This is a genomic window from Marinomonas spartinae (assembly GCF_016461715.1).
In the GTDB taxonomy this organism is placed as follows: domain Bacteria; phylum Pseudomonadota; class Gammaproteobacteria; order Pseudomonadales; family Marinomonadaceae; genus Marinomonas; species Marinomonas spartinae_A.
Genome location: NZ_JAEMUI010000001.1, coordinates 255,955 through 268,294, shown reverse-complemented (window position 1 = coordinate 268,294; position 12,340 = coordinate 255,955). Strand labels below are relative to the sequence as shown.

Here is a 12,340-nt window from a genome sequence, read left to right as displayed (position 1 = left end):
TGATCAAACAAAGTTTCAATGACAAGAAAAGTAACAAGGATCTAACATTAAAATATTAATCTAGATCAATTTTTCTCTTTCCCAGCTTTTTTATAGATAAGAAATACCCACCCAGATCAATAAAATACAACTTGATAACCCAGAAAACATCGATTCATCATCTCTCTTTGTCATACAGCCGAGGCTCATATCTCTTTTTCCAAGCTTGAAAAAACAGCCAGTAAACCTAAAAAAATTTATGAGTTTACTAATTTACCTAATATACTGAAATCGGTAAACTTACGCCATCATCACACTGGAAACCAGATTCATGCCAATACTACTTGCCGTCACCCTGTTATGGGCTTTTTCCTTTAGCTTAATCGGTGTCTATCTTGCTGGGCAAGTTGATGCCTGGTTCTCTGTATTAATGCGAGTATCACTTGCGACCTTGGTGTTTTTACCCTTTTTGAAATTACGTCAAATTGAAGCCAAAGTAGCACTACAGCTCATGGTGTGTGGCGCATTGCAACTTGGCATCATGTACGGTTTTTACTATCAATCCTTTCTCTTTTTGACGGTACCCGAAGTCTTACTCTTTACCGTCATGACACCTATTTATGTCACCTTACTGAATGATCTGTTAGACCGTCGTTTGAATATTGGCTTTATTATCAGTGCCTTACTTGCCATCCTCGGTGCCGTCGCCATTCGCTACCAAGAAGTGAATGATGGATACATAAAAGGTCTTTTGATCGTTCAAGGAGCAAATATATGCTTTGCCGCTGGTCAAGTGGGCTATAAGCGCATCATCGCCAAAGAGCGTCCAGACCTCCCCCAACGCACAGTATTTGGTTGGTTCTTTCTTGGTGCTCTTGCCGTCGTGATTCCTTGTTTCTTAATGCTGGGGAATATCAACAAACTCCCCACCACCCCTTTACAATGGAGCATCCTTGTTTATCTTGGAGTGGTCGCCTCAGGAGTCGGTTATTTCGCTTGGAACAAAGGGGCGACAATGGTCAATGTGGGAACCTTAGCCGTTGCCAATAATCTACTGATTCCTGCTGGTATTTTTGTCAATGTGGTTTTTTGGAACCATAATGCCGACATACTGCGGCTCTCTATTGGCGGTTCAATCATCCTATTAGCCTTAGTCGTGAACGATAAATTCAACCAGAGGTTCCACAAAAACCTTACCAAAATGGCGTAAAAAGACGATGCTTTAACGTCCATAGTGATCATGGAATCGAACGATATCATCCTCGCCAAGGTAACCTCCAGACTGTACCTCGATCAGTTCTAGGGCTATCTCTCCTGGGTTTTCAAGAGAATGAGTTTCCCCTAAAGGAATATAGGTGGACTCATTCTCCGAGAGAAGAAAGCTTTCATCACCCTTGTAAACTCTAGCCGAACCAGAGACCACAACCCAATGCTCAGCTCGATGGTAATGCATCTGCACACTGAGTTTTCTCCCTGGTCTGACGACAATACGCTTCACCTTGTAACGCTCACCCATCGCAATAACTTCATAAGTCCCCCAAGGACGATGCACTTTTTTATGAAAACGATGCTCCTCACGACCACTGGCCTGAATACGTTGCACAATTTTCTTCAGTCCTTGTGAGTGCTGCTTATCCATTACCAAAACGGCATCTGCCGTTTCAATCACCACCAGATTGTCAACGCCGACCGTTGCCACTAAACGACTATCTGCTCTGACCAAACTATTTGAGGTAGTTTCAAGCATCACATCCCCCATTAGAGCATTATGACGTTCATCTTTCTCAGCGTGGTCGAATAGTGCCTCCCAAGATCCTACATCACTCCAATCGCCCTTATAAGCAATCACTTTGGCTCGTTCGGTTTTTTCCATAAGCGCATAATCCATGGACTCATTGGGGCAGGTCGAAAAACTCGCTTCATCAACACGAATAAAATCTAAGTCTTCTTTACGCTCCTGATAAGCCAAGCTCACCGACTGAAGTATCTGTGCTTGATGTAATGCCAATTCAGTTAAGTAACACTCTGGTTTAAAAACAAACATGCCACTGTTCCAAAGATACTCTCCAGATGAGTAATAACGCTGAGCAGTGTCTTTATCTGGCTTTTCAACAAAGGCAGTAACGGATGCGCCATCCAGTGACTGAATATAGCCATAACCCGTTTCAGGTCGGGTAACTTCTATACCAAAGGTCACCAAATTCCCCTTTTGGGCTACTTCAATGCTTTGCTTGATGGCCTCACCAAAAGCATCCAGATCCTTAATAAGGTGATCTGCAGGCAGCACTAACATGATGCACTCTTGCTCCGAGTCATTGTCTTGCAGATGTCGTCGCTTAGCTTCTAGCGCCGCCAATGTAATAGCTGGTGCTGTATTACGCCCCACTGGCTCTAGCATAATACTGGCATTTTTTATGCCAACTTCTTGTAACTGTTGAGCTACTAAGAAACGATGCACCTCATTGCAAACAATGATAGGCGCATGCCCAGATAGCCCCTGCACGCGTAACAAGGTTTCTTGAAAAAGCGTATAAGTAGAACCGAATAAGTCAATAAACGGCTTGGCGGTATGGTGACGAGATAACGGCCATAATCGCTCGCCACTTCCCCCCGCTAAAATCACAGGAATGAGAACCACATTTGCTCCTTGTACACACAACGTAAGCCACTATTCTACCTAGATATAAAAAAACCCTGTCAAAACAGGGCTTTTTATACAAGCGCATTGGCGTTTATCACCTAAGCTATTATTTCATTTTATTGAAGCAACCAAACCTGAAAAGCTTTACGCTCAGCCTTATTAGCTTTGTTATACCAGAACTGCAACATTTCATATTGTGTATTCTTCACTTTAGTTTGATAGGTATGATCCACTATCCAAATACGAAAATTTTTGCGGGTCTGCTCGTCTGACTTATTAAACCAAAATTGCATCATCTGGAATTCGTTAGTCTGCGTAACAGACTTAGGAGCCGGAGCAGGAGCCGAATAAGAGGCATTAGCAGAGGTATTCGCTTGCGGCTTCGTAGCACCTTCACCGGTAAACTCTTTGATTTCTTCTCGATAATTACGTAGGGGTTGGAAACCTGGCTGAAGCGGCAACATACTGACTTTATATTGAACCTCATCGCCTTTGCTGTTGACAATGTCAAATGTTGGCTTTTGAGAATACTTCTCTGCTCGGTCTTTTTGGTGAATAAAAGGCGCTTTTAATTCAAGATTTGCGCCTTTTTTGACATCCATATCAATGATCAGTGGCTCAGACTTAATCATATCAACATCGCCACCATGACGAAGCGATTGGTTATAACGAACAACGATTTGGTGATGACCTGATGGAATGGTCACTTCAAAATCATCGCCATAATTATTACCATCTTTTAGGTCGATGTACATGATTTGATAAGATGTTGGCACTTTAAATGTGGCCGCCATAGCATGGGTGGTAACAGCTCCAAGAAGAAGTGAGCTGGCAAGGAAAATTGATTTTTTAAAGCGCATATATTGGCTCCCTAAAAAGCGCGATCTGTGTTATCACGAACTTATATAGTAAAAATATTATTATTCGAAACTGGTTCGAACTCCGTATCGAGCGTCAATTTATCACAAACAGATGGCAAGTTAAGAGAAAACAGCACTTTTTATACACGCTTTCCCAATTTTGACTTGATTCGATACTACAAGCTATCCTGATAAGACTATCTTTTATAATATTTTTTTATAAAATTAAGAGCATTCAACTTAACCCAGCGGGCCGTGTGGGCCACCACCACGGTGATCTCCCCCAGTATAAATGTCCTCTTGCACTTGCTTAGCACTTTCTTTTTTCTCTACTTTGCCCGAGGTCTCAGGACTGGCCTTAGCATCAGGTACACCATAAGCCCCTGCTGGACCACCGCCACGATGATCTCCTCCTCTATAGCCAGTGTTATCCATAGACGCGCATGCCGTTAACCCAAACATCGCAGCGGCCAATATGATCACCTTATTCATTTTTAAACAATTTGTCATTTCAACGCCTTATTCCATTTTTCATAAAGCGAATCCTAAGAGGCTTAGTCGGTAAAAGCAAACAATCAAAACCGCTCCTCAAGTGTCGTTTTTTTGACAAACAAGCTCCATTAGAGACAAATCTTGCAAAAAAATCGTACAGACAATGAAAGAACATCAGCACCGCCATTAAGAACATGCAAACAGGGTAAAAGAAAGCGTAGTGTGATGGAGGTTGAACGATTTTCAGAAAACCATAGGATCAATACTCGTTATGGCTGAAGACATTCTTCAATCTCATTAACGTTCATATCAATGATTCAAGGAGTGCTTATCATGATGATATCTCGCAACCGGAAACTGACCATTCTTGGAGTGGGCTTGCTTGCCAGTACGCTGTCTTTTGCTGTAAGTGCACATTCACTACACGCTAAGATAGGTGCTTACCCTGGAACGAAAACAACGGTAACAGGCCATGTCTCAGTCCATTTTGATAAAAAAGATATGACGGTCAAATACAACTTAAAAGGATTGAAGCCCGTTAATGACGGCGGTCTTCATATTCATGTTGGTACCAGCTGTAAAGAAGCTGACAAAGTTGGTGGTCACTATTTCTCTCCGAAATCTGGTGGCGACTACTGGAAAAGCGCTCAATGGGTATCTGACTCTAAAGGTCGTGCAAAAGGCAGCTTTCGCTTGATATCAGGATTAGATTACAAAGCCAATTTGGGGCACGCTGTCGTGATTCATGATGCAAGCGGGGCTCGGATTGGCTGTGGTATTTTAGAAAAGTAATCCTCCCTAAGGTAGTCAATGTCAAAATGGGATGCCGAAACATCCCATTTTTGGTTAATCACTAACAGCCGTTAGTTCCCCATCAAATTTGCCTTAATAATATACAATTGCGCTGCGTCTATTGTATTACCATCCAAGTACTTCTGTTCTAGCTTGCCCTTGGTAGACCAAGTGGCAAAATCATCGTCGTTTAATACCCCTAAATGATAGGGATCAATCACCCACATACCTTCCATTTTATCATGTGGATAAGAGACCGCTTTGGCCACATCGACAACCAGTGACTTACTAACAGGATAAATGCCTTTTTGGGCCAACGCCTCCCAGCCATTTTTCTCCGTATACTGCTCAAGGGTCAGACCATCAATCATCAAGCCATAGCTGGCATCGCGGGTAATGGATGATGACAAAGCCACTGTGGACAAGGGGGTACCACGGTTAAGATCAATTCGATAAATTTTCTTTTGCACATTAGGGTTCGCCTTACCATCTGGGCCGCCCAACAAGAACCCTCCGTCGCGCTCATCAACCAAAAACTCATGGCTATTTAAATCTGCTAACTCAGAGTTCGAATTTTGCGCTTTATCTTGACGATAGAGGTATTGCTCCGTTTTACCTGTTTCAAGGTTCACTGTAACAATACGCGTTAGATCCCCCTTTTGGGCCGCTTTATTTGGATTGCGCATTGTTGATTGCATAATGCCGACCAAGGTTTTCTGATCTGGTGTCACAGCCAACCCTTCCATACCTCGGTTAGGGCGACGATGGGCAAATACTTCAGGCAAATGGAAGACATCGCGGGCATCATTTTTAAATGGGTTAATACGACCAATCTCAACACCATTACTATCGTAATGCACGATATGTGGCCCATATTCATCACTCACCCAAAAGGTGCCATCTTTCAAGGCAACAAGGCCTTCACTGTCTAATCCGTAATCGTCCACTTTTATCGGATTAGTGACTTTGTTATAAGGTTTAGAGTCGTCCATTAAAATAGGCTTACCATCAACATGATAAGGGGTCTCTCCAGTACCACCCAGTGCAGGAGAGTTTGGCAACCCAGTAATAGGCTGCCCATCAGGGCGGCGCAATAAAATCGTATCCACTTGACGAATTTGGCCGTTATCTTCTACCTCAAACAACCCAATCCGAGGAGTATAATTTGGCACAGGGAAAATCTTGCCTTTGCCATAGTCCCCATTATAACTTGCATTCGGGCCGCGATCCGTCAGGGCGTAAAACTGATTGGCTTGATTTGGGTTGCCTGTCATGGAAGAGCCATAACCGCCATTTCGAATCTCAAATGGCTTATGGGTTTTGTCATCAATCAAATCATGACGTAATACGGTATAGGGTAAGTAACTCCCCGTTTTCGGAAAAGACTCAACAAACTGGGGAGTTTTTGACATAGAAGACTGACTAGCACAACCTGATAACACGCCTGCACAAAGCACACCAGCAAACCACAACTTATTCATAACGCTTCCTCTTATGTTTATAAGGCGTTTGAGCGAACGCCAATTTGTCAACATAAAGTAAAGAGTTAGCATGACAGTTTGATTAAAAAGCCAACAGATGTGTTAAAAGCACGCTCATAACACTGTATACGGTCTAAAAAAATGTTCCCATTCGAATACGGTTAATAATGGCCTCTAGATCTTCAAACAAAAAAGGTTTACTCAAAAAATCGTTCATCCCAGACTCTAGGCATTTGCGTTTTACCTCCTCTTCAACATGAGCAGTCAGAGCAATGATCGGCGTTTCACTCCTCCCAGCATTTTTCTCCGCTCCTCGAATAGCGGCTGTGGCTAAAAAGCCGTCCATATCAGGCATATTACAATCCATAAAAATGGCATCGTAGGGCTTATTATCAGTAACCTTTTCCAGCGCAATCCGTCCGGTTTCAACCACATCAACAACACACCCCAATTTTACGAGCAGTTGTTCACAGATCATTTGATTGATTCGGTTATCTTCCGCTAACAATATATGTAAAGTGTGCAATGAATCAGTATGAATACCTGATTCACACCCTAAAGCGGGTAATAATCCCTTTTGAATCTCATCCGTTACAGTAAACGGAAGTTCAACCGTAAAAACACTTCCCACACCAATGGAGCTCTCTACGGAAATTGTCCCCCCCATAAATTCAACTAGGCGTTGCGTAATACTCAACCCCAATCCAGTCCCACGAATATTTGAATTAAATTGATTGACTTGGTAGAACTGATCAAAAATATGTTGCCGATGTTCTGGAGCAATACCAATCCCCGTATCACTCACGGTAAAATTGAATGTCAGAGTATTATCATCATGATTTTTTTGACAAGAGACCTTAATGGTTATTTCGCCTTCATCAGTGAATTTGAAGGCATTGCCAATAAGATTATAGAGCACTTGATGAAGTCGATAAGGGTCACCCTGCACCCATTCAGGGATATCATCCATTATGCAATTCAGCTTTATCGGCTTTTTTTCAAACTGTACTGACAATAACAACACCGCCTCATTAACCACATTACGAGGGTTAAATAGCAGCTGTTCTAATGCCAGTTGTTTTGCATCCATTTTAGAGTAATCAAGAATATTATTAATAATGTGCATCAATGTTCGACCAGCATTATTGATCACATTTACCTGTTGCTGTTGTTGCTCATTCAGATCACTCAGAGCCAACAATTGAGCCATACCAAGCACACCATTCATGGGCGTTCTTATTTCATGGGTCATCGACGCGAGAAAATCCGCTTTCGCCTGAGCCGCCTGCTCGGCGGCAATTTTCGCCTTTTCCAATTCAGCGGCCTGAGCGGATAGGCGCAAATTATCATTCAGTGCTTGCCAGTAAGTGCGATGTTGCTGCTTTCCTGTCTCGAAAATAAACAAGCCATAACCCAATATTAAACAAGCAATGGTATAGCTCCCAGGTGCCTCTAAAAATATTCCGGCGGCTAAAGCAAAGGGGACACAGATAAGAAAACAATAGAGGCGCAATATTTTATAACTAGGAGCCAAGACATTAACGCCCCCAATACTGAGACAGGCCGCTGACATCATATTAATCGTCACCGCGAGATCAACTGAGGGATTAACAAAAAACAACCATGCAGAACAGCTCCCCCACACGATTGCAGATGCCAAATAGAGAAAACAGTAGTGCGTGTAGTAAGGAGAAACGTTTATCTCATTGGCTGAAAAGAGCTTATTAAACAAAGCCAAGCGATAAATCTGCAATACCAAAAAGCACACAGAAAAAACACCAATAATAAATAGGTGCTCGCGCGCAGTTGTTGAGCTAAAAACCGCTCCCCAAAAGGCAAATAGATAAAATATCCCGCCGTACCTGGAACGTCTGGCAATATCTTTTAAGCTAATATCACTAACTTGACTATCATCAAGCCTATAAAATGCATTCTTCAAAAAAGTTCTCAGAATTTCATGGGGGTTAAGAGTCTTACCTGCATCAACAAAAAGATACCAATGGACTCAATCATAGAACATTTCAAAAATATTGAGAACTAATAAGTCAGTTTTCCCTTCTTAAAAAAAGCCACTTTGATTGACTGACGATAGTAAACATGGCACTGGAAACGATCCACAAAAAAAGGCTAACTGAGGGGAAACAGCTAGCCTTTTGCTTACTTGCACACTTCGCTAATTTGTATTGGACTCACTATCCAATCAAATGGCCGCGAATTGGTTCATGGTATTATCTTTACCAGACGCTTTAAGCGCTTGTTCACCAGAGAAATACTCTTTGTGATCATCCCCAATGTTGGAACCAGACATGTCTTGGTGTTTTACACAGGCCAAACCTTGACGAATTTCTTGACGCTGCACTTCCCTGACATACCCCAGCATACCCAACTCTCCGAAGTAATCTTTTGCCAGATTATCCGTAGACAACGCAGCAGTATGGTAAGTTGGCAAGGTAATCAAATGATGGAAGATCCCAGCCTGAGCGGCGGCGTCTTTTTGGAAGCGGCGAATACGCTCATCTGCTTCTTCTGCCAATGCACTACCATCGTAATCTTCTGACATCAGTCTTTCACGTTGATACTGACTCACGTCTTTGCCTTCTTCCAACCAAGCATCAAATACTTGTTGACGGAAGTTCAATGTCCAGTTAAAAGACGGACTGTTGTTGTAAACCAACTTAGCATTGGGAACAACGTCACGGATACGATTCACAAGATTAGCAATTTGCCCAATATGCGGCTTCTCTGTTTCAATCCATAATAAATCCGCCCCATTTTGCAAAGACGTGATGCAATCCAGCACTACACGATCCTCACCTGTATTAGGTTTAAAACGCACCAACCCATTGGCTAAACGAGTGGGTTTGATCACTCGATCACCCTGTTTAATAGCCATATCGCCAGATTTCATTTGCTCAAGGGAGGTCACTTCTTCTCCATCAATAAAAGCTGTGTATTGCTCTGCCAAATCCCCAGCACTGCGAGACACAGGGATTTTTTGAGTTAGACCTGCGCCCAAAGAGTCGGTACGGGCAACAATCACACCATCATCCACCCCTAGCTCCAAAAAGGCATAGCGAACGGCATTAATTTTTGCCAGGAAGTCTTCATGAGGCACGGTCACTTTCCCATCTTGGTGACCACATTGTTTTGCATCAGACACTTGGTTTTCGATCTGAATACAACACGCCCCTGCCTCAATCATCTTCTTCGCGAGCAAATACGTGGCTTCTTCGTTACCAAATCCCGCATCAATATCGGCAATAATCGGCACCACATGAGTTTCAAAGTTATCGATTTTTTGCTGAGCCGCTTGCTCACGGACTTGATCGCCCGCCTCTCTCGCCTCGTCCATTTCTTTAAACAAATGTTGTAACTCACGCGCATCGGCTTGTTTCAAAAAGGTGTACAGTTCTTCGATTAAAGCCGGTACAGACGTTTTCTCATGCATGGATTGATCAGGCAGAGGACCAAATTCAGAACGCATGGCGGCCACCATCCAACCAGACAAATACAAGTAACGACTGCGCGTGGTACCAAAATGCTTCTTAATTGAAATCATTTTTTGCTGTCCGACAAAGCCATGCCAGCACCCTAAAGACTGGGTGTAATTCGCTGGATCTTTATCATAGCTTGCCATGTCTTCACGCATGATCTTAGCTGTGTACCTGGCAATATCTAGCCCCGTATTAAAACGGTTTTGTAATTGCATTCTCACCACATATTCTGGGTTCATCGCCGCCCAAGTTGGGCCTTGTTGAGAAAGACTTTGGCTTACTTGTTGAGTTTTATTTTTATACGTCATCATGTGATTTCTCGCTCTTCAGGTTGTTTAAGATAAAATTAATGTATTTGGATCAAACTTTTGCTCTTAGACGATAAGCATGTAACAAAGGCTCGGTGTAACCGTTAGGCTGATCCGTTCCTTTAAAAATCAAATCTTGCGCCGCTTGGAAGGCATAACTGGTCGATGGATTTGCAGCCATCGGTTGGTAACCGTCAGTGGCTTTATTTTGCTCATCCACGACTTGAGCCATGCGCAGCATTACCTCATCAATTTGCTCTTTAGAGCACACGCCATGCAGCAACCAATTAGACAAATGCTGACTGGAAATTCGCAAAGTGGCGCGGTCTTCCATCAAACCAACGTTATTGATGTCTGGCACTTTGGAACACCCCACACCAGCCTCAACCCAACGCACGACATACCCTAATAAGCCTTGTACATTGTTCTCGATTTCTCGGTCGATTACTTGGCGAGACAAGGTTAAATTGCTTGGAATCGTCGGGATAATGAGTAGATCCGTTAGACTCGCTTGCGGACGGTGCTTAATACGTTCTTGCACTTCAAACACATCTACTTGGTGATAATGCAAAGCATGCAATGTCGCTGCGGTAGGAGAAGGCACCCAAGCCGTACTCGCCCCCGTTTTTGGATGCGCAACTTTTGCCTCCATCATGGCAGCCATCTCATCCGGCATGGCCCACATGCCCTTGCCAATTTGTGCTTTTCCAGACAAACCACATTGCAAGCCAATGGTGACATTGCGATCCTCGTAGGCTTGGATCCAAGGCTGATGCTTGATTTGTTCTTTTGGTAAAAAAGGCCCCGCTTGCATACTGGTATGAATCTCATCGCCAGTGCGGTCCAAAAAGCCGGTATTAATGAAAAACACCCGAGATTTCGCTTGACGAATACATTCTTTTAAATTCACTGTCGTGCGACGCTCTTCATCCATAATGCCGATCTTAATGGTGTTCTCTGGTAGCGCCAGCATTTGCTCAACTCGACCAAACAGCTCACAACTAAACGCCACCTCCTCGGGTCCGTGCATCTTAGGTTTCACAATATAAATGCTGCCTGTACGACTATTGCGAATGCCCTCTGATCTTTGCAAATCCAACGCGCCGATTAACGCCGTGACGACCGCGTCCATGATGCCTTCGGGGGCGAAGTTGCCCTGCGCATCCTGCATCAAGTCACATTCCATCAAATGCCCAACATTGCGCACCAACAACAAAGCGCGGCCTGGCAAACGATATTCATTGCCCTCTAAATCTGTATACACACGGTCTGGATTCATTCTGCGAGTTTGTGTTTGACCCCCCTTCTCAAAGGTGGCTTCTAGGGTACCTTGCATCAAACCTAACCAGTTTCGATAAACTTCAATCTTATCCTCTGCGTCCACGGCGGCTACCGAATCCTCACAGTCGATAATGGTGCTTAGAGCCGACTCAATAACAATGTCGTTGATATTCGCTTTATCCTTAGCACCGTTCAGACCATTACGATCAAACTGAATTTCCACATGCAAACCATGGTTTCTTAACAGGATGGCTTCCGGCTCGCTACGCTGCCCATTCACCGCGACCAACTGACAGGGTTGTTTCAAGCCCGTTTGACTGCCATCCTCAAAAAAGGCCAATAGGTGGCGGTAGTACACCATGTAACTGATCACGTCTTTATGGGAGCCAGACTCCAGTGGAAAGACGTCATCTAAAAACCCTTTGGCTTTCGCAATGACCCGTTCACCACGAACCGCGTTATAACCTTGACGGCTGCCTAATTCCGCGTTTTTTGGGATCACATCAGTGCCGTAAAAGGCATCGTACAAGCTACCCCAACGAGCATTGGCCGCATTCAACGAAAAACGGGCATTCTTCGCAGGCACCACTAATTGAGGTCCTGCCAAAGTCGCGATTTCATCGTCCACATTCACTGTGGTAATAGTGAAATCTTCCCCTTCAGCGACCAGGTAGCCAATCTCCCGTAAAAAAGCCTCATAGGCAGGTATATCCAATGGTTGTCCTTTATGAGCAAGGTGCCATTGATCAATCTGACGTTGCATCTCATCTCGAGTCGCCAACAATTGACGATTCACAGGCGATAAATCGGTAATCAACTGATCAAGATCACGCCAAAATTTATCAGGCTCGATAGTATGAAGGGGCAACACGTCGTCATTGATGAAACGGTAAAACCCTGAGTGAATCACACTGTTATTTTTTGGTAAGGGCATAGTCATCTCACTTTCCTTCTTAAATCGGTCTGTTCATAGTTACCTACGGCAAAACACCAAGGTTTATCAGGTAGCAAA

9 protein-coding genes are annotated in these 12,340 nt (G+C 43.6%); 2 read left to right on the top strand and 7 right to left on the bottom strand.

The features are described 5' to 3' along the window. Window positions 1-310 precede the first annotated feature (310 nt). Window positions 311-1,189 (top strand): carboxylate/amino acid/amine transporter, encoded by an 879-nt coding sequence (locus tag JHD45_RS01200; RefSeq protein ID WP_199474241.1) that lies wholly within the window; start codon window positions 311-313, stop codon window positions 1,187-1,189. 12 nt (window positions 1,190-1,201) lie between these two features. Here JHD45_RS01200 and JHD45_RS01195 read toward each other — a convergent pair whose 3' ends face one another. The 3 genes from JHD45_RS01195 to JHD45_RS01185 form a co-directional block, all read right to left on the bottom strand. Continuing rightward, window positions 1,202-2,617 carry a mannose-1-phosphate guanylyltransferase/mannose-6-phosphate isomerase gene (locus JHD45_RS01195; RefSeq protein ID WP_199474239.1) on the bottom strand — a complete coding sequence of 472 codons (1,416 nt, stop codon included), beginning with the start codon at window positions 2,615-2,617 and terminating at the stop codon, window positions 1,202-1,204. 119 nt (window positions 2,618-2,736) lie between these two features. After that, window positions 2,737-3,480 carry a DUF2057 domain-containing protein gene (locus JHD45_RS01190; protein ID WP_199474237.1) on the bottom strand — a complete coding sequence of 248 codons (744 nt, stop codon included), beginning with the start codon at window positions 3,478-3,480 and terminating at the stop codon, window positions 2,737-2,739. A 240-nt stretch (window positions 3,481-3,720) separates the two neighbouring features. Then, entirely contained in the window at window positions 3,721-3,990 is a 270-nt protein-coding gene (locus tag JHD45_RS01185) for a hypothetical protein (protein ID WP_199474235.1), read from the bottom strand. Between the two features lie 315 nt (window positions 3,991-4,305). On the opposite strand from JHD45_RS01185, the gene JHD45_RS01180 reads away from it, so the two are divergent. Further along, the gene (locus tag JHD45_RS01180; protein WP_199474233.1) at window positions 4,306-4,764 is read left to right on the top strand and encodes a superoxide dismutase family protein; all 459 of its coding nucleotides are present in this window, start codon (window positions 4,306-4,308) and stop codon (window positions 4,762-4,764) included. A 71-nt stretch (window positions 4,765-4,835) separates the two neighbouring features. On the opposite strand, the gene JHD45_RS01175 is transcribed toward JHD45_RS01180, so the two are convergent. From JHD45_RS01175 to JHD45_RS01160, 4 genes are all read right to left on the bottom strand, one after another. Further along, entirely contained in the window at window positions 4,836-6,245 is a 1,410-nt protein-coding gene (locus JHD45_RS01175; protein ID WP_233407485.1) for an esterase-like activity of phytase family protein, read from the bottom strand. A 133-nt stretch (window positions 6,246-6,378) separates the two neighbouring features. After that, window positions 6,379-8,184: an ATP-binding protein gene (locus JHD45_RS01170; protein ID WP_199474229.1), complete on the bottom strand. Its 1,806-nt coding sequence runs from the start codon at window positions 8,182-8,184 to the stop codon at window positions 6,379-6,381. Window positions 8,185-8,445: 261 nt separating this feature from the next. After that, window positions 8,446-10,050, bottom strand: coding sequence for an isocitrate lyase (locus JHD45_RS01165; RefSeq protein ID WP_199474227.1), 1,605 nt, complete (start codon window positions 10,048-10,050; stop codon window positions 8,446-8,448). A 49-nt stretch (window positions 10,051-10,099) separates the two neighbouring features. Beyond that, window positions 10,100-12,268, bottom strand: coding sequence for a malate synthase G (locus JHD45_RS01160; RefSeq protein WP_199474225.1), 2,169 nt, complete (start codon window positions 12,266-12,268; stop codon window positions 10,100-10,102). Window positions 12,269-12,340: the final 72 nt, after the last annotated feature.